Origin of the sequence: Streptomyces sp. CA-251387 (assembly GCF_050936625.1) — a bacterium.
In the GTDB taxonomy this organism is placed as follows: domain Bacteria; phylum Actinomycetota; class Actinomycetes; order Streptomycetales; family Streptomycetaceae; genus Streptomyces.
Genome location: NZ_JBNJMJ010000001.1, coordinates 7,470,075 through 7,487,881, shown reverse-complemented (window position 1 = coordinate 7,487,881; position 17,807 = coordinate 7,470,075). Strand labels below are relative to the sequence as shown.

Annotated in this window: 14 protein-coding genes; 7 read left to right on the top strand and 7 right to left on the bottom strand. The window is 71.9% G+C overall.

The genetic code is table 11. The annotated features are described in order from the left end of the window. The 6 genes from ACQEV2_RS33340 to ACQEV2_RS33315 all read left to right on the top strand — a co-directional run bounded on the left by ACQEV2_RS33340 (position 1) and on the right by ACQEV2_RS33315 (position 9,186). Entirely contained in the window at positions 1-1,263 is a 1,263-nt protein-coding gene (locus tag ACQEV2_RS33340; protein ID WP_433049918.1) for a TRAFAC clade GTPase domain-containing protein, read from the top strand. Next, on the top strand, positions 1,260-4,415 hold the full coding sequence (locus ACQEV2_RS33335) for a GTPase-associated protein 1-related protein (RefSeq protein ID WP_433049915.1): 3,156 nt from the start codon (positions 1,260-1,262) through the stop codon (positions 4,413-4,415). Before ACQEV2_RS33340 ends, ACQEV2_RS33335 begins: the two co-directional genes overlap by 4 nt. After that, positions 4,415-6,085, top strand: coding sequence for a TRAFAC clade GTPase domain-containing protein (locus ACQEV2_RS33330; protein WP_433049912.1), 1,671 nt, complete (start codon positions 4,415-4,417; stop codon positions 6,083-6,085). The genes ACQEV2_RS33335 and ACQEV2_RS33330 overlap by 1 nt, the downstream gene beginning before the upstream one ends. A 213-nt stretch (positions 6,086-6,298) precedes the next feature. Beyond that, positions 6,299-6,961 carry a vWA domain-containing protein gene (locus ACQEV2_RS33325; protein ID WP_433054963.1) on the top strand — a complete coding sequence of 221 codons (663 nt, stop codon included), beginning with the start codon at positions 6,299-6,301 and terminating at the stop codon, positions 6,959-6,961. Further along, on the top strand, positions 6,955-7,845 hold the full coding sequence (locus tag ACQEV2_RS33320) for a protein phosphatase 2C domain-containing protein (protein WP_433049909.1): 891 nt from the start codon (positions 6,955-6,957) through the stop codon (positions 7,843-7,845). The genes ACQEV2_RS33325 and ACQEV2_RS33320 overlap by 7 nt, the downstream gene beginning before the upstream one ends. A gap of 3 nt (positions 7,846-7,848) precedes the next feature. Next, the gene (locus ACQEV2_RS33315; RefSeq protein WP_433049906.1) at positions 7,849-9,186 is read left to right on the top strand and encodes a protein kinase domain-containing protein; all 1,338 of its coding nucleotides are present in this window, start codon (positions 7,849-7,851) and stop codon (positions 9,184-9,186) included. Positions 9,187-9,259: 73 nt separating this feature from the next. Here ACQEV2_RS33315 and ACQEV2_RS33310 read toward each other — a convergent pair whose 3' ends face one another. The 6 genes from ACQEV2_RS33310 to ACQEV2_RS33285 all read right to left on the bottom strand — a co-directional run bounded on the left by ACQEV2_RS33310 (position 9,260) and on the right by ACQEV2_RS33285 (position 13,924). Continuing rightward, positions 9,260-9,580 carry a hypothetical protein gene (locus ACQEV2_RS33310; RefSeq protein ID WP_433049903.1) on the bottom strand — a complete coding sequence of 107 codons (321 nt, stop codon included), beginning with the start codon at positions 9,578-9,580 and terminating at the stop codon, positions 9,260-9,262. A 26-nt stretch (positions 9,581-9,606) separates the two neighbouring features. Next, positions 9,607-11,142, bottom strand: coding sequence for a hypothetical protein (locus ACQEV2_RS33305; RefSeq protein WP_433049900.1), 1,536 nt, complete (start codon positions 11,140-11,142; stop codon positions 9,607-9,609). Positions 11,143-11,277: 135 nt separating this feature from the next. Continuing rightward, positions 11,278-11,907, bottom strand: a complete 630-nt coding sequence (locus ACQEV2_RS33300; RefSeq protein WP_433049897.1) for a mycothiol-dependent nitroreductase Rv2466c family protein — start codon at positions 11,905-11,907, stop codon at positions 11,278-11,280. A gap of 54 nt (positions 11,908-11,961) precedes the next feature. Further along, positions 11,962-12,999 carry a ketopantoate reductase family protein gene (locus ACQEV2_RS33295; RefSeq protein ID WP_433049894.1) on the bottom strand — a complete coding sequence of 346 codons (1,038 nt, stop codon included), beginning with the start codon at positions 12,997-12,999 and terminating at the stop codon, positions 11,962-11,964. Positions 13,000-13,005: 6 nt separating this feature from the next. Then, on the bottom strand, positions 13,006-13,383 hold the full coding sequence (locus ACQEV2_RS33290; RefSeq protein WP_433049891.1) for a DUF4440 domain-containing protein: 378 nt from the start codon (positions 13,381-13,383) through the stop codon (positions 13,006-13,008). Next, positions 13,376-13,924 carry a DUF1697 domain-containing protein gene (locus ACQEV2_RS33285; RefSeq protein WP_433049888.1) on the bottom strand — a complete coding sequence of 183 codons (549 nt, stop codon included), beginning with the start codon at positions 13,922-13,924 and terminating at the stop codon, positions 13,376-13,378. Before ACQEV2_RS33285 ends, ACQEV2_RS33290 begins: the two co-directional genes overlap by 8 nt. Before the next feature lie 326 nt (positions 13,925-14,250). On the opposite strand from ACQEV2_RS33285, the gene ACQEV2_RS33280 reads away from it, so the two are divergent. Beyond that, positions 14,251-16,518 (top strand): MMPL family transporter, encoded by a 2,268-nt coding sequence (locus ACQEV2_RS33280; protein ID WP_433049885.1) that lies wholly within the window; start codon positions 14,251-14,253, stop codon positions 16,516-16,518. Positions 16,519-16,591: 73 nt separating this feature from the next. Here ACQEV2_RS33280 and ACQEV2_RS33275 read toward each other — a convergent pair whose 3' ends face one another. Beyond that, a complete protein-coding gene (locus tag ACQEV2_RS33275) occupies positions 16,592-17,806 on the bottom strand; it encodes a glycosyltransferase (RefSeq protein WP_433049882.1) in 1,215 nt (404 codons plus the stop codon). Position 17,807: the final 1 nt, after the last annotated feature.

Below are 17,807 nucleotides of genomic sequence, written 5' to 3'. Positions count from 1 at the left end.
ATGACGACCGTGATCTGCCCCTACTGCTTCGACCGCACCTCCGCGGCCAAGCTGCCCTACCGCTGTCTGATGACGCCGAGCGGTGTGCGGGGCGGCACCCCGTGCGGCCCCCAACGCGACGACATATGGGCGGGGTTCATGGGACCCAGCGTGCCCCCGGCGGCCAGGATGCGCGGCCCTGTCTTCACCCCGGCCCGCAGGATCCCCGCTCTGGGCGGCGGACTGCGCGGTGGCAGCAGCGTGCCCTGCCCGGACTGCGGGGTGCCTACCCCGGTGCGGGTGTGCCGGGTCTGTCACAGCGATCTGCCGAGCGACTACTGCGACCAGGACAGCCGGATCATCGCGCTGGTCGGCGCCAAGGCCTCCGGCAAGAGCACCTATGTGTCCGTGCTGGTCAACGAGTTGAACCAGCGTGTGGGACAGGCCTTTCACGCCTCGCTGGCCGCGATGGGGCAGACCACCCAGCAGCGGGACAAGGAGATGGCCGAGGATCTGTACGAGCGGCTGCGGCTGCCGGACGCCACCCGCCCGGCCGCCCTCGGCTTCAACGACCCGCTTCTGTACCGGCTCAGTGTGCCCAGACGCGGCCGACCGGGCTCCGGCACCCGGCACACGACTCTGGTGTTCTTCGACGCGGCGGGCGAGGACCTCGCTGGCGCCGAGGCGATGGACCGCTACACCCGCTATCTCAGCGCCGCCGACGGCATAGTCCTGCTCGTCGATCCGCTCCAACTCGGTTCGGTGCGGGACCAGTTGCCCGTGCACGACGGTCCTCCGCTGCCCGTCGTCGAGACCCCTCCGCGGCAGATCGCTTCCGACCTGGCCGCCCAGCTGCGCGCCCACGGCAAGGGCGGCTCCCGCGGGCGGGTGTCCACGCCGATCGCGGTCGCCGTCACCAAGACGGACATGCTCAAGTCGCTGCTCGATCCCCATTCGCCGGTGCTGCGCAACGCGCCGCACACCGACGGGCGGTTCGACGAGGACGACCGGCTCGCCGTGCACGAGGAGATCCGGTCACTGATGGCGGAGTGGGATTCGGGCGCTCTCGTACGCCAACTGGAGTTGGACTTCGCCGAGTTGTCGCTGTTCGGACTGTCGGCGCTCGGTGCGCCGCCGCCCGCCGAGGCGCCCGCGGACGTACCCAAGTCGGGGCCGCAGCCGGTGCGGGTGGAGGATCCGCTGCTGTGGCTGCTGGCCCGGCGGGGGCTGCTGCCCGTGCGGTCCACCGCGAAGGGACGCGCAGGGAAGGAACGTGTCAAGTGACCCTCGCCCAACTGCACTACACCTCGGCGCCGCCCGGGCCCGACGGTTCGGGCTTCCGGTTCACGGCGGTCAGTGCCGGGGTCCCGCAGGGGCTGCTGCGGGAGGCCGAGCAGGTCATCGGCTACGAGCCCCCGCGTGACTTCCCGGCCCGCCCCGACGCCGAGCAGCTCAAGAGCTTCCCCAAGGCCTTCAGCTTCTCCGAACTCGCCGATGGCGGGCGACTGTTGAGCCGTTCCGTCTACACCGGGGCGGACTACAGCGGTCGTTGGGGGAACTTCCACGCGCACGCGCTGCATCTGCCGCCGGGGACCCGGCTGCCGGATGGTGCGCTGCCGATCACGGCCTGGGAGTCGCCGCGCTGGGCCGACACCACGCCGCCGGACGGCCGTCCCGTTCCGATCGACCGCTTCGAGCCGTCCGGCCTGCTCCGCCGGGACAGCCTGATCGCGTTCGCTGTCTCGCGGTCCGACCGCCTGGCCGCGTTCTTCGCCGACCTGCGGGCGGTGGTGGAGACCCCGGACGCCGCCGCCCAGATCGTGCTCGTCGAGCACGACAGCGCGGACGTCGCCCAGTGGATCGCACTCGCCTGCACGGTCCTGCCGCGCGAACAGGCCCACCGGCTGACGTTCACCACCTACACCCGCCGACCGCAACAGGCCCGCCAGCAGATCATCGGAGTCCTGCCGTCCTCCGAACCGATCACCCACGACCACCGCTACCGGGTCCACGACTGTACGGCCCGACCGGCGCCGGAACCGGTGACCGCAGCGGACGCGTGGGCCGAGATCTGCGCGCAGATCTGGTGCGCCGGACGCCCCGACCTGTTCCGTGACACAGCCCCTGAGACCGGGCCGCTGGCGGTGGCCGCGCTGGTGGCGGGCGTCGAGCTGGGCACGGCGGGTCGTACGGCGGCTGCGCGGTGGGCGGTCGAGCACGCGGGCACGCTCGCTGACGACATGTTGACGGCGCTGGTGGGCGCCTTGTGCGAGGGCGGCGAGACCGGGGGTGCCCGGGATGCGGGTCGCACCGGGTCCGGATCGGGCGCACACGCCGACGACTCTGACGCCCCCGCCGACGGCGAAGGGGCCGCCCTTGCCGCCTTGTTGGCCCGGCTGGAGGGTCGGCTGCCGAGCGTCGTGACCGCGCCCCTCGCAGCGCGGGTTCTGGTCTCGGCCGTACGGGGGCGCGGCCCGATGCCCACGCTGCGTGCCGGGTCGCTGACGGCGGAGGCCCAGGCCAGGCTGGCCCGGGAGCTGGCGCCCGCGCTGCGTGCCGGGATCGCCGACGAGCGGGAACCGGCCACCGGCCGCCCCCTCGCCCTGCTGCGGACAGCGGACCTCCTGGACATCGACTGCCAGGACCTGCTGCCGGAACTGGCGGGCCGACTGGCCCGGGGGCTGGTGGCGGAGCCGTCCGCGGGGGTGGGGGAAGCAGCGGGCAACTCCTCGGCGGGTTACGGGGCGACCGACTCGGCGGGGTATGGGGCGACCGACTCGGCAGGGTACGGAAAGGGACGTTCCCCGGTTGACGGGGAAGGGCGTTCCCCGGCTCGCGGAGAGGGGCGTTCCGCAGTTGACGGCGCGGGGCGTGGGTCGTCCGGCGGCGCGGGTCGCCACCCGGCCGACGCGTGGTGGAGCCAAACCCCGGCCGACAGTGCCGGCAGGACTCCGGCCGATGGTTCGGGGAGGGCTCCGGCCGATGGTTCCGGGAGGAGTCCGGCCGACGGTTCGGGGAGGACTCCGGCCGACAGTTCGGGCCGGCATCCCGCCGACCGCGAGGGGCGTACGTCCCACATCGGCACGGGTGACCGGCCGGGCGACGCCTGGTGGAGTCACGCCCCGAGCGACAGCCCCGGCAGGGCTCCGGCCGACACTGTGGGCGGCACTGCGGGCGGCACGCGGTCCGACCTCCTCGGTCGTACCCCCGCCGACAGCCGGGGCCGTACCCCCACCAACGGCCCGGGCCACACGCCGGTCGACAGCCTCGGCCCCGCCCCGGCCGTCGGCCCTGCCACCACCCTCGCGGGCAGCCCGCCCGCGCACCCCCCGTCCCCCTGTCCTCCCGCCCTCCTCGACGCCGTGCAAGAGCACCCGGCCCTGCGCATCGCGCTGTTCGGCGCTCTGAACGCGCTGGCCGCGGCCGATCCGCCCAGTGTGGCGCGGAGGCTGGCCGGGGTGGGGCTGCCCGTGGAGGGGGAGACCGCGTTCCCGCATCTGCGGATGTGTGTCATGGCGGGCGGGCCCGATGGCGGGTCCGGTGGTGACCGGCTCGGTCGGTTCCACGGTGTCCTGCGCACCGCGGGCGTCTCACCGCACGCCGACACAGGGGTCCTGCGCACCGCGCTCCGGCTGGTGTGGTCCGGCGAGCTGCCGACGGGCCAGGAGGGGAGCCTGCTGCTCAACCAGCTGGGGTCGGACATCCACCGCGCGGCCGGCACCCGGGACATACTGATCGACGCCGCGCTCACCGCGCCCCCGGACGACCCCGACGTCCCCGTGCTCGCCGTCGACCTGCTGCGCTGCTTCCCCACGGAGCTGCGGCCCGGGCAGCGCGCGGCCCTGCTTCTGCTGGAGTTCGCCGATCTGCTCGGTACCGAGGGCGAGGGCGAGGACTGGGTCGGCCGGGCGCTGGAGCTGCGGGACGGCGCGGCCGAACCCGTGCCGGAGACGGTCGTTGAGCGGGTGTTCGACGCCCTGGCGCGGCGGCTCGTCCTGGGACCGGGGCCCGAGAGCGAGTTGTACCCCTTGGCCAGGGCGGCCGAACCGCGGCTGCTCGCGGCGTACGAGCGGGTGGGGCGCTCGGACCGGGTGGCCGACCGGCTGCGGACGGTGCCGTCGTATGCCGCCGCCTGCTTCAGTGCGTGGAGCGCCTTCGCCGGGACCCGCCCTGGGTGGGACGAGACGCGGACGGTCCTGCTGACGAAGGTGCTGCGGCCGATCGTGCGGGCACTGCCCGCCGAGGACGTCACCGCCATCGAGGAGGCCCTCGGCCGCACCGGCCGCGGAAGGCTGGACGCGTTCCGTACCTGGAACCGCCCCGGTGCCCTGGGCCGCCTCGCCGGCCGCCTGTCCGGGCGCGGCCGTCGCGGCACGGACCAGCCACAGGTGTGGTCCGGGGACGTGGAACCGCCGGGGACAGAGGGGCGGCGCTGATGATTGCTCTCACTGCGGTGGACAGTCTCACCCTGTCCCTCCCGCTCGTCCTCCTGCTCGGCTCGGTCCTTCTCCTCGCCGTCGGCCTCTGTCTCTTCCGCTTGCTGTGGCATTTCCTCGGCATCGGTGTGCGGGCCGTGTGGCGCGGGCTCGGGCCCTGGCAGGTGGGGCGGCCCGATCAACGCGTGCCGGCCGTCGGGGCGAGCGAGCCCGCTCATCTCGGGTACTGGTGGCGGCAGATGTGGGTCGATGCCGTCTCGGCCGCCGGATACGGGATGCGGGTCATCTGGACCGCTGTCCGCGACCCTTGGATGGGGCGTTTCGTACGGAACCTCTTCCACGGGCGCCGTCCCTCGGGCATCCGCGGCAGCACACCGGCCTCCCGTTTCGTGCTGGTCGTGAGCGTGGCCCCGGGCGTCGCCCTGGGCGCGCTGCTCGGGGCCGCGCTCGCAACCGTCGTCCTCGGCGTCGTCCATGCCGTGTTCGCCCTGCTGCTCGGGCTGGTCTGGCTCGGCTGCGCGGCGGCCGTACCGGTGCTGCGGGGTGTGGAGCGGGGGTGGCTGCTGGTGCGTGGGGTGCGCGTCAAGTGTCCGTACCCCGGCTGCTATCGGGCCGTGCCGCTGGCCGTGCACCGCTGCCCGGACTGCCGGGCCGAGCATCGCGTGCTGCGGCCGGGACGGTACGGCGTCCTGTGGCACGTGTGCGGGTGCGGGCACCGGCTGCCGGCCGCCCGGCTCTCGGGCCGTGGCAAGCTGACCGCGCTGTGCCCGCACTGCGCTCGGCCCCTGCCGGAGACGGCCGGCACCACCCGGGTCGTGCACGCGCCGCTGGTCGGCGGGACGTCGTCCGGCAAGACGATGCTGATGGCGGCGATGGTGGAGGGCCTGCACGCGTGGGCGCGACGCGGCGACCTGACCGTCGAGTACGCCTCCGCGGAGGACAAGCGCACGGCCGCCGACCTCAACCAGGAGCTGCAACAGGCCGGTTGGGCCCACGCCACGACCGGTGGCCAGCCGCGCGCCCTGATGCTGACCGTGGCGCGCGGGCGGCGGCGCAGGCTGCTGTACCTGTACGACCCGATGGGCGAGTCGGTGAGCGACGCCGAACGCGTGCGTGCCCAGCAGTACTTGGCGCACGCGGACGGCATCGTCCTGGTGGCCGACGTGCTGGCCGACCCCAAGGTGCGCGGCAGGCTGAGCGACGAGGACGCCCGGCGGGCCGGGGCCGCCCGGCCGTCGCCGCAGGGGCCCTGGGAGACGTATCAGCGGCTGATCGGCGAGCTCACGGCGCTGGCCGGCCGGCGCGGGCGGCTGTCGGTGGCGGCGGTCGTCACCAAGCGGGACGTGCTGGACCAGCTGAGCTCGCTGCCCGTGGCCGGTGCGCGGATCGACAGCTGGCTGGAGGAGATCGGCCTGGGCGGCCTCGTACGCGCTCTCGGGCACGACTTCCGGTCGGCGCGTTACTGGGCCGTCAGCGCCCACGCCGCCACCGGCACCGGCCCGCTGGAGCCGGAGCAGCGCAGGGCCGCCGAGCCGGTGCTGTGGCTGCTCGCGGCCTCGGGGCTGAGGACCGCGGGGCTGGTCGGGCCGGACGGCGGGGCGGGTGGCAAGGACCGCAGGCTGCGGCTGCGCGGCACCGGCGAGAAGGAGAGGAAGTACAGCCCCGCATGACCCAGGTGACCAGATCGATCGGGCGTGGGCGGCGCATGGCGGCAGGCCTGTTCGTCGCCTCGCTCGTACTGACGGCGGCCGCCGTGGCCCTGCTCGCGCTGTGGCTGCTGCCCTGATCCCCGCACGCACGCGGATCACGAACATCACGAACATCACAGGGATATCGACCACCGGAAAGGACAAGCTTCAGTGAGTGACATTCCCGGCGGGCCCATGGCGAACCGGCCGGTCCACTTCATCTGGCTGCTCGACTGCTCGTACTCGATGCAGGGCGAGAAGATCGCCAGACTCAACTACGCGATCAGGGAAGCGATTCCCGAGATGCGTTCGGTGGCCCACGACAACCCGGCCGCCCAACTGCTGCTGCGTACCATCACGTTCTCCACCACGGCCCAGTGGCACCACCCGACGCCGGTCCCGGTCGACGACTTCACCTGGCAGGACGTCGAGGTGGACGGCATGACCAACCTCGGCGAGGCGCTGACGCTGGTCTCGCGTGAGCTGCAGAGCCCGCCGATGCCGCAGCGGGCGCTGAAGCCGGTGCTGGCGCTGGTGTCGGACGGTGTGCCCACGGACGACTGGAGGGCCGGTCTGAAGGCGATCGACGCGACGCCGTGGGGCCGTAAGGCGGTACGGGTCGCGATCGCGATCGGCGCCGACGCGGACCGTTCGGTGCTGCAGGAGTTCCTCGGCAACCCCGAGCTGCAGCCGCTGGACGCCAACAGCCCCAAGCAGCTGGCGGCGGCGATCCGCTGGGCGTCGACGGCGGCGGTGAAGGCGGCGTCGCAGCAGATGGCGGCCTCGGCGGACTCGGCCGTGAAGCAGCCGTACGCGCCGCCGGTGCTCGACGACGACGATGACGACGACGTGTGGTGACGCTCGGGGTGCGACGCTGGGAGACGCTCGGCGAGAGCGTCCAGGGGGTCAACAAGCAGCACAACCAGGACTGGTACGACTGTGCGGGCACCGGCGGCGGTGACGACCCGCTGGTGCTGGCGGTGGCCGACGGACACGGTTCGGCCGCGCACGCGCGCAGTGGGCTCGGTGCGCGGTTCGCCGTGGACCGGTTCCTGCTGCGGGCGGCCGAGTTCGGGCGGGCCGCCCGGGACTGCCATGAGCCGGGGCGCCTGGCGCGGCTGATGACGTACGCCCGGGACGACTTCCCGCGCGCCCTGGTGCACGACTGGCGGGAGGCGGCCCTCGGTCACTGGGACCGGCACCGCCCGGTCGCCGACGACGGGGCGCGGGAGCCGGAGCAGGACGAGAAGCTGGTGCTGTACGGCACCACGCTGATCGGCGCGGTGCTCACGCCGTGGCTGTTCGTGGCGTGGCAGATCGGCGACGGCGACCTGGCGGTCGTCGAGCACGACGGGGCGCTGCGCCGGCCGCTGGCGACCGGCGAGGAGGACCTCGGCGACGAGACGGAGTCGCTGTGCGGTCATGAGGCCTGGCGTGCGGTGCGGATGCACTGGGCGCCGGTGTTCGACGAGGCGCGTGTGCCGCGACTGGTGGTGCTGTCGACGGACGGGCTGTCGAAGAGCTTCGCCTCGGCGGACGGCTACCGGGAGTTCGTCGCGGGCCTGGACGGGCGTCTGGCGGCCGAGGGCAGCGACGGGGTGCGGGCCTCGCTGCCCGGGTGGCTGCGGCAGGCCTCGCAGTACTCCGGCGACGACACGACCCTGGCGGCGGCGCTGCGCCCCGTCGGCCCGGCGAGCCGGAGCACCGGGCCCATGGAAACGGAACGGAAGACGGAGACGTAGAAGATGAGCGGCATGCTCGACAGCGGGACGCGGCTGGCCGCGGAGAACGGCGACGAGGTCGAGATCATCGACATGCTGGGCGCCGGCGGCCAGGGCGAGGTGTACCGGGTGCGGACTCCGGGCGGCGACAAGGCGCTCAAGTGGTACTACCCGACGTGTGCGACACCCGAGCAGGAGGCGATCGTCAAGGAGCTGGTCAGCCGGGACTTCGACGACGACCGGTTCCTGTGGCCCGAGGCGTACGTCAGCGCGCACCGGGGTTCGTTCGGCTATCTGATGGCGCTGCGCCCGGAGCGCTTCAAGGGGCTGCCGGACCTGTTCCGGCGCCAACTGCGCACCAGCACACGGGCGTTGCTGACGGCGTGTCTGTACACGGTGGAGGCGTATCAGGCGCTGCACTCGCGCGGGATCGCCTACCGGGACATCTCCTGGGGGAACGTCTTCTTCGATCCGGCCACGGGTGACGTGCTGGTCTGCGACAACGACAACGCGGTCGTGGAGGGCGACGTCAGCGGCATCTCGGGGACGATGAAGTTCATGGCGCCGGAGCTGGTGCGCGCCGAGCCGGGCGCGCGGCCGGGCACGCAGTCCGATCTGCACTCGCTGGCCGTGCTGCTGTTCATGCTGCTGATGAACCATCATCCGCTGGAAGGGAGACGCGAGTTGGGCATCCACTGCTTCGACGAGGCGGCGGAGAAGCGGCTGTACGGCAAGAGCCCGCTGTTCGTCTTCGATCCGGCGGACGACTCCAACGCGCCCGACCCGATGGAGCACGCGACCGTGCTGGCGACGTGGGACGCGGCGGTGGGCACGCTCCAGGAGCTGTTCCGCCGCAGCTTCACGACCGGCCTGCACGATCCGGCGGCCCGGGTGCGCGAGACCGAGTGGCGCAACGCGCTGCGGGCGGTGCTGGACTCGGCGGTCGAGTGCGCGTCCTGCGGCCGGCAGAACATGACGGAGCCGGGCGAGAAGCCGCCGCCGCGCGCCTGCTGGGGGTGCCGGACGCAGCTGGTGCTGCCGCCCCGCCTGACGGTGACCACTCCCCCGCCGCGCACGGAGCACCACATCCGGTTGCGCCGCGCGGCCCGGGTCCAGGCGCACCATCTGCTGCCGGAGCCGACGCGGCACGACTGCTCGGACGCCTCCCTGATCGCGGAACTGGTCGAAAACCCAAGCAAGCCGGGCCGCTTCGGCATCAAGAACCACTCGAAGGAGACCTGGACGGGCACCCGCTCCGACGGCACGCCGCAGCAGATCGGGCCCGGCCAGACGGTTCCCCTGCGCTCGGGGCTGGAGCTGGACCTGGGAGGCGGGGTGCGGGCGGTCGTACGGGCCAAGTGACCGCAGGGAACGGGCGGGCGCCCCGCGACCATGGGTGCGCGGGGCGGCCCCGGATGTGCGGGGCGGCCCGCTGTCACAACCCGAGCACCCGGCCGAGTTCCTGGACCAGGGCGAGGCTGCCGCTGCCTGCCGCCACGCCGATGCCGATGGTCTCCAGGGCGGAGCGGATACGGCCGCGGTTGGCGGGCTGGCCGTCCTGTTCGGCGCCCAGCAGCTCGCCCTGGATGATCTGCGCCTGCGGGACGAGCGCCGGGTTGTCGATGTGCAGCCGCTCGACGAGCCGCTCCGCGAGATGCAGGACGGCGGCCGGGTCGGCGCCGTTGTTGACCTCGATGTGTCCGTGGTCGCCGATGTTGGCCGGACCGTTGATGTTGCGGATGTTGTACGTGCTCATGTCCCACCTCCTGTGATGTGCGCGGTTCAGGGCCTGGCCGGTGGCATGCCGCCGGCCGGTTGCCCGGAAGGACCGCTCCCCTGTGGTCCGGCGGGCTGGTTGATCGTGCCGCCGGCGCCGATGTTGCTGGGGCCGTTGACGTTGTTGATGTTGTAGGTCTGCGTGATGATCTGCTGCGCCTTGTCGAACGAGCTGGTGTCGATGTTGTGGTCCTTCAGGAACCGCTCGGTCGCCGTGAGCACGCCCTGCTGGAGCCGGTTGAGGAAGTCCGCCGCGTCGCTGAGTTCGTTGTGCCCCGCCTGTTCCCAGTCGCCGTACCGTTCGCGCAGGCTGTCGGGGGCGCCGTAGTCGTGGATGACGTGCTGCCTGCTGATGTCCCTGCGCAGCTTCCGCAGAGACTTCGCGGAGCGGCGCCGCTGCCGGCCCCGCTCGGAGATGCGCCCAGGAGCGCCTTTCAGCTCGGGCCACAGGCGCAGCGTCGTATACGCGACCATGCTCTTCCAGCGGTCGAACGGGGCCGCCGGCAGCCGGTCGACCTGGTGGAAGCGGGGGCCGAGCGGCGGTATCGCGTAGACGGCGACCTCCCAGCTGAGGCTGGGCCGGTTGAGGATGGCCCGCACATACATGGACACCACGATCCGCCCGCCCTCGCCGACCCGCTCCAGGCACAGATGCGTGCGCATGGCCGCGCCGGGTTGCTGCAGGCCTGCCTGGACGAGCTGCTTGGGGATCTGGGCCCGCGGTCGCGCGGTGCGGTCGGGTACCAGGTCCTGGAGGAGGTAGGCGTGGCTGCCGAGGACGTAGAGCCGGTTCCTGGCGCGCAGGCCGTCCAGGCCGGAGATGCGTTCCATCTCGCGTGCCACATAGGTGTGGAGGTCGATGGCGTCGAAGGGCCGTATCGGCAGGGTGCCGCCGCCCGGCGCCTCGGCGGGCTTGCTGACGTCGATGGGCTGCCAGACGACGACCTTCCCGAGCTGCATGTGACCACTGCCGACGAACGGCTTGTCGAGAGCGGCCGCGTCCGTGTACGGCAGGACGTTGGCGCGCTTGAGGTCGTGCAGCCAGGCCTCCGCCTCGGGTTCCACGGGCGGGGCGAGCGCATCGGCCTTCTCCTGGCCGTGGAACACCTTCTGCGCCGCGGCACGCGCCCGGGACTCCGCGTGGTGAACCAGCCACCACGTGGCCACGAGGACGCCGATCACGCCGTAGTACCCGGCCTGGACGACCGTCCTGTGACCGCCGATCAGTCCCCACAGGACCGCGAACAGGCTGATCACCAACAGCGCGCCGAGCGCGGCCAGTTGACGGTCCAGTGCCTCCCGTCGCTGCACGGCCACCCGCGCGTGCCGGGCGAGCGCCACGAAGTTGACACCGAGGGTCAGCCCGATGGCGTTCAGCCGGTCCCCGGTCAGGTCGCGGTCGACCTCGAAGGCGAGGTGATCATCCAGATGAACGGACGCACACAGCCGCCGGGTCACCCCGTCCTTGCGGTACTGCGGCAACACCGGTAACGCTCTGCCCGCCACGGTGACCTGCCCTTCCTGCTCTCCTGCGCGCTTCACCCTAAGGACAACCTCTCCTGGTTGTCCCGGAGTTCGGGAAGTCGCGCGGAGCGGGTCAGCCCACGTTGACAAGGGGCCGCGGGAACAGCGGCGTGCCGACCTGAGCCGGTGGTCGAGCCCGGCCCGGCGAGGTTTCTAGGCGAAGGACAGTCCACCCGTGCGGGTGCGCTTGAGTTCGAAGAAGTCGGGGTGACGGGCCAGCACTCGGAAGCTGTCGAAGAGTTCGGCCGCCTCGGCGCCCCTCGGTATCGCCCGCAGCACCGGCCCGAACCACACCGTGCCGTCGACATGGATGGTGGGCGTGCCGACGTAGCCGCCCGGCCGGCCGTCGGTCGCCGGCTCGGCGCCGGCCTCATGGCTGCGGCGTACGGCCTCGTCGTACGACGTGTCGTGCGCGGCGTCGGCGAGGTCGCCCGGAAGACCGAGCTCCGCGAGCGACTCGGCGATCACGGCGTCGAAGTCGTCCTCCTTCCGCTCATGGATGCGCGTGCCGAACGCGGTGTACAGATCGCGCAGGACCTTCTCTCCGTGCCGTTCGGCGGCAGCCACGGCCACCCGCACCGGGCCGATCGACTTATCCACCAACTCCCGGTACCAGTCGGGGAGTTCATTGCCGATGTTGTGCAGGTACAGGCTCATGGCGTGGAAGCGGAGGTCGAGCGGGCGTTCGCGCTCGACCTCCAGCAGCCAGCGGGAGGTGATCCAGGCGAAGGGGCAGGCGGGGTCGAACCAGAAGTCGACGCGGGTGGGTGCGGTGTCGGTCATGGCTCGACGGTACGAGGCAATGGGGACGGATTCCCGGCCCAATCACCTGCCTCTTCAGTGGTCCAATCCCGGTGAATCGCCTGCCGCCGCGACCGCCTCGTCGGCCAGCCGCACCAGCTCCCCCAACGGCATCGATCCCGCCGCCCGACGAAGGCGCGCAAAGGTGTTGGCGAGGTGCTGGAGGAGTTCGTTCAGCGGAGTCGGTACGCCGTGCAGGCGGCCCAGGAGGGCGATCTCGCCGTTGAGGTAGTCGGCCTCGATGGTGCCGGTGCCGCGGGTGAGGGACTGCCAGGAGGAGCCGCCGCCGCGCGGGACGCCGTCGAGGGGGACGAGGGTGACCTTGTCGCCCCGTGCCGCCTGCTGTTCCTCGGCGCTCGCGTACGCGATCCCGGCGGCGTCGAGCACGGCCGCGCCCTCGGCCCGCACGCGCCGGAGCAGCCGCGCGGCCTCTTCACCGGCGACGGGGCCGGCCACCGCCTCCAGGGCGTTGCCGAGGTTGCCGAGCAGCTTGGCGTACTGCCAGCGCGCCACGTCCGGCACGACCGGCGCCTCGAAGTGCGACTTCTCCAGGTCGGCGGCGACGAGGCGGGCGGTCTCGTCGGTGCCGTGCGGGTGGCGGCCGATGTGCAGGATGCCGGTGAGGGGGCTGCCGGCCGCGGAGACGACGCCGGGTTCGACGTACGTCGACGGCAGCCAGACGCAGACGCCGTACACCCGCCGGAAGAGCCGCAGGGCGAGGCGCTGGCTCTCGACGCCGTTCTGCGCGCAGAGCAGCCCAAGCCGCTCGGCGGCCGTCCCGCCGCCCGCGACCGGTACGGGGGCCCAGGTCTGCAGCGCGGCCGCGCTGTCCTGCGTCTTGACGGCGAGGACGAGGACGTCGTCGGGGCGCAGCTCCCCGAGCGCGGCCGGCCCGTCGACGACCGGCAGCCGGTGGATCAGTTCGCCCTCCGGCACCCTGAGCCGCAGCCCGCGGTCCCGCAGCGCCTCGTGGTGCGCGCCCCGCGCGACCAGGACGACCTCGTGCCCCGAGCCCGCGAGCCGTCCGCCGACGACGCCGCCGACCGCTCCTGCCCCGATGATGATGTAGCGCATACGACGTCACTCCCCCTCGGCGCTGAACGGCGTCCCCTGGTGGAAGTACAGCTGCCACCCGTCGTCCGTCCGCCGCCACAGCGAACTGCGGTGCGCGTGCCTGCCGTTGCACTCCGTGTCGAAGACGAGGTGGACGACGTCGGGGGCGAGCTGGACCCCCTTGAACCCGGAGGTGACGGCATACCGGTCCGCCGGATCGGTCTGCGCGGGCAGGCGGGACACGGTCGACGCCCGGTCCCAGCGCCGTCCCGACGCCCCGAACTCGTGGAACTCGGGGTGCAGCAACGACCCCAGCAGTTCGGGCGAGCGGCGGACTTCGGGATCGAGCAGCTTCAGCTCGCCCTCGACGGCGACCTCCACGGCTGTGTTACGGACGTCAGTCACCAGTCATCTCCACGAGTTTCACCACGGTGTTCCAGTTACGGCTCGTGGCAATCAAACCCTTGTTGATCCGTGGCCTCGACAGAATTTCGGCGAGCTTGGAGCGGCCCAGGCCGTTCGGGACGTACAGGTACAGCGCCCGGTCGCCGAGGCGGAACTCCTCCGGGAGGTAGGCGGCCTGGTCGATCTCCGCGAAGCGCTCGGCGTCGACCGGGGCGGAGAAGTAGGTGACGTGGAGCTGCTTGGGCTCCAACTCGGATGCGGGGAAGGGGCAGTTGTCGGCGATCGCCTTGAGGTAGGCGTGGTCGCGCACGATCACGTCCACGGTGAAGCCGAACTGCTTCTCGATCGCCGACGCGAGCTCCGCGGCCAGGGACTCCTCGTCGCCGTGGTCGGCGGTGAAGACCGCCTGGCCGCTCTGCAGGTAGGTGCGTACGCCGCCGTGACCGAGACCGGTCATCAGGGTGCGCAGGTCGGCCATCGGGACTTTTCTGCTGCCGCCCACGTTGATTCCGCGCAGGAGTGCCGCATACGTCGTCGTCATCCGGCCACTTTACGGCGATCCCGCAGCCCAGGGGCGGTCGTCGTGCCCCGTGGGGGTGGGCACGAGGACCGCCCGGCCCCCGTAACTTACTTACCGGTCAGCATGCGGCACAAGCTGCGCCTCCCTGATCACCTTCCCCGACACGGCCGGATAGATGTAAGGGGCCGCCGTCCTACCCAGTGGGGAGGGCCCGGGGGCCGAGGGGATGAGTTCCGGCCGCCGCACTTCACCGGGCAGCACGACGAGATGCCTTTATCCGGCTCATACCTTCGAAACGAAAGGTGGCGGCAGGGGGCCGGCACCGCGATCAAGGGGGCAAGCCCGTCATGGGGAACGGAGATTCGCGGGTGCGGGGCCTCGCCGCCCGGGCCGGCGGCTGGAGCGCCCGGCACCGATGGGCGGCGGTCGGCATCTGGGTGCTGTTCGTCGTCCTGGCGATGGGGCTCGGTTCGGCGGCGGGCCGGGTCGACGTCAAGGAGAGCGACCAGCTGAAGGGCGAGACCCACACCGCGGCCAGGATCATCGAGGACGCGGGGATCGAGGAGCCGGCCGGTGAGACCGTCCTGATCCAGGCCAAGGACGGTTCGCTCAAGGCCACCGACAGCGAGTTCCGGGCCGCCGTCACCGCGGTCGTGAAGGCGGTCGAGGGCACCGGCAAGGTCACGGACGTGACGTCGCCGTACGACACACAGACGATTTCGAAGGACGGCCGCAGCGCGCTGGTGCAGTTCGACATGCGCGGCGAGTCGGACACCGCGGGTGAGCGCGTGGAGCCCGTGCTGAAGGCCGTGGAGGACGTCCAGAAGGACCACGGGTCGCTGCGGATCGAGGAGATCGGCGGCGCGAGCATGATGAAGACGTTCGACGACGCGTTCGGGGACGACTTCCAGAAGGCCGAGTACTCCGCGGTGCCGGTGGCCCTCGGCATTCTGCTCATCGCCTTCGGCGCGCTGGTGGCGGCGCTGCTGCCGGTGCTGCTGGCGATCACCGCGATCATGGCGACGATGGGCCTGATGGGCCTCGTCAGCCATGTGATGCCGATGAGCGACACGGCCAACTCTGTGATGCTGCTGGTCGGCCTGGCCGTCGGCGTCGACTACTGCCTGTTCTATCTGCGCCGCGAGCGCGAGGAGCGCGAGGCCGGCCGGGACGCGCAGACCGCCCTCAGGGTCGCTGCCGCCACCAGTGGCCGCGCGATCATCGTCTCCGGCATCACGGTGTGCGTGGCGATGGCGGGCATGCTGTTCACCGGGCTCGTCACGTTCCAGGGAATGGGTCTGGCCTCGCTGATCGTCGTGGCGGTCGCCATGATCGGCTCGGTCACGGTGCTGCCGGCGCTGCTGTCGCTGCTGGGCGAGCGGGTCGAGAAGGGCAAGATTCCCTTCCTGCACCCGGAGAGCAAGTTCCGTCGCAACCGGGGGCGCGGCAACCGCGAGAGCCGGTTCTGGACGGCCGTGCTGAAGGGCGTGCTCGCGAAGCCCCTCGTCTCGCTCGCGGTCGCGGGCGGCGCGCTGCTCGCCATCGCGGCTCCCGCGGTCGGCATGAAGACGCAGAACCTCACGCTGGACCAGGAGTTCGGCGACTCGCTGCCCATCGTGCAGACGTACAACCGGGTCAACGAGGCCTTCCCGGGCGGTTCCGAGCCCGCCGAGGTCGTCGTCAAGGCCGACGACATCAACGCGCCCGAGGTGAAGTCCGCGCTCGCCGACTTCCGTGAGCGGGCGGTCAGTTCGGGCGCCTCGCGCGGCCCGGTGGAGATCAAGCTGCACGACGAGCAGAACGTCGCCTTCGTGTACGTCCCGCTGGTCGGCGGCTCCGATCTCGACAAGGCGGGTGCGAGCCTGGACAAGCTGCGCGACGACGTGCGCCCGGCCACGCTCGGCAAGGTCGACGGCGTCGAGGCGCCGATCACCGGACAGGTCGCGGGCTCGAAGGACTTCAACGATCAGGTGGCCGGAGCGGTCATCCCGGTCTTCGCGTTCGTCGTGGTCTTCGCCTTCGGGCTGATGCTGCTGTCCTTCCGCTCGCTGACGATCGCCGTCACGTCGATCGTGCTGAACCTGCTGTCGGTGGGCGCGGCGTACGGCATCCTCGTCGCCGTCTTCCAGCACGGCTGGGGCGCGTCCCTGGTGGGCGCGGAGGGCGTCGGCGCGATCGTCACCTGGCTGCCGCTGTTCCTCTTCGTGATTCTGTTCGGCCTGTCGATGGACTACCACGTGTTCGTGGTCTCGCGGATCCGCGAGGCGCGTCTGCGGGGCCTTACGACGAAGGACGCGATCCAGCACGGTGTGGTCACCACGGCCGGGGTCGTCACCAGCGCCGCGGTCATCATGGTCGCCGTGTTCGCGATCTTCGGCACCCTGTCCATGCAGTCCATGAAGCAGATGGGCGTGGGCCTCGCGGCCGCGGTCCTCATCGACGCGACGATCATCCGGGGCGTGCTGCTCCCGGCGGTGATGGCGCTGCTGGGCGAGCGCAACTGGTATCTGCCGAAGTGGCTGAACCGGCTGCCGGACCTGACGCACGACGAGGCACCGGAGGCCGTGACGCGGGGCGCGGTGCGCGATGACGAAGGTGAGCCGGTGAGGGTCTGACCTCACCCTGAGCCTCACCCTGAGCAAGAGAGGGCCCGTTGGTCACCGGGGAGCCAACGGGCCCTCTCTTCGCTCACTTCTGGGGAAGCTCCGCCTCGATGAGGTCGGCCGCGCGCCGCGTACCGCCCTCCTCGGCCATCTCGCCCTGGATGTCCTTCAGGCGCCGGGCGACCTCGGGATCGTCGACCAGCGCGAGGGCGGCGGTGCGCAGGGCCTCGGCAGTGGCCTCCTCCGTCGGGAGGTGACGGGCGACGCCCAGGGCCTGGAGCATGTCCGCGTTGCCGAACTGGTCCACCGCCTGGGGTACGGCGATCATGGGCGTGGCGGTCGCCAGTCCCTCCTGGCTGCCGCCCGCGCCGGCATGCGTGACGAACAGGTCGGCCTGCTTGAGGACCGCCAACTGCGGTACCCAGGACCGCACTTCGACATTCTCCGGTACGGCACCCAGATCCCCGGGGTCCACATGCTGGCCGATCTGCAGCACGAGATGCCAGCCCGGCAGCTCGCCGAACGCCTTGACGCACTCGCGGTAGAACGCCGGCTGCTTGGTGAAAGCGGAGCCCAGCGACACGAGAACGACCTTCTCGGCACCGGCGGGCCGCTGCCAGTCGCCCTCGGCGCCACGGTCGCCCTGGCAGGCGCCGACGAAGGTGTACACGGACTCGTCGACCCGGTCGGCGTGGGGCTGCAACGCCTTCGGGATCAGGACGAGCGAGCGGTCGGGACGACCCGCGAAGGGATCCGGGTGCTGGGTGATCCCGTTCTCGGTGAGCCAGTCGCGGAACCTGGCGTAGTAGGCGCGCCCGCGCTCGGTCTTCTTCGGCTCCGCCCACATCGGCTCGGCGACCTCCTCCTCGTATCCCTCCCAGGCGACGAGGTTCGGCGAGAGCGAGATCACGGGTACGCCCCAGCGGTGGCCGAGGACGCGGGCCGGGTACGAGGTGATGTCGTGCAGGACGAGGTCCGGTTCGTCCCCCTCGTACGCCTCGATCAGCTGGGGCAGCGCCTGGATCGCGTCGTCCAGGAACGGCTCGACGTTGTCCAGCAGCGTGCTGCCCCAGGCCTCCGGGTCGGCGTCGGGACCGGGCAGGGTCGAGTTCCAGAGCCTCGGCTCCGCGCCGGTCTCGGCGACTTTCTCGGCGAACGCGGGCGGAATCGCGTACGTCACCCGATGGCCGCGGGCGACGAGTTCACGGATCACCTCCAGGCTGGGGTTCACGTGGCCGTGGGCGGCGATCGAGAACATGGCGATGTGAGCGGGTCGGGCCGTGCGAGCGGGACTGGTCATG

Coding starts and splice junctions, on each gene's coding strand:
- ACQEV2_RS33340 (WP_433049918.1), top strand. CDS start 1: ATGACGACCGTGATCTGCCCCTACTGCTTCGACCGCACCTCCGCGGCC.
- ACQEV2_RS33330 (WP_433049912.1), top strand. CDS start 4,415: ATGATTGCTCTCACTGCGGTGGACAGTCTCACCCTGTCCCTCCCGCTC.
- ACQEV2_RS33325 (WP_433054963.1), top strand. CDS start 6,299: ATGGCGAACCGGCCGGTCCACTTCATCTGGCTGCTCGACTGCTCGTAC.
- ACQEV2_RS33315 (WP_433049906.1), top strand. CDS start 7,849: ATGAGCGGCATGCTCGACAGCGGGACGCGGCTGGCCGCGGAGAACGGC.
- ACQEV2_RS33310 (WP_433049903.1), bottom strand. CDS start 9,580: ATGAGCACGTACAACATCCGCAACATCAACGGTCCGGCCAACATCGGC.
- ACQEV2_RS33300 (WP_433049897.1), bottom strand. CDS start 11,907: ATGACCGACACCGCACCCACCCGCGTCGACTTCTGGTTCGACCCCGCC.
- ACQEV2_RS33295 (WP_433049894.1), bottom strand. CDS start 12,999: ATGCGCTACATCATCATCGGGGCAGGAGCGGTCGGCGGCGTCGTCGGC.
- ACQEV2_RS33285 (WP_433049888.1), bottom strand. CDS start 13,924: ATGACGACGACGTATGCGGCACTCCTGCGCGGAATCAACGTGGGCGGC.
- ACQEV2_RS33280 (WP_433049885.1), top strand. CDS start 14,251: ATGGGGAACGGAGATTCGCGGGTGCGGGGCCTCGCCGCCCGGGCCGGC.
- ACQEV2_RS33275 (WP_433049882.1), bottom strand. CDS start 17,806: ATGACCAGTCCCGCTCGCACGGCCCGACCCGCTCACATCGCCATGTTC.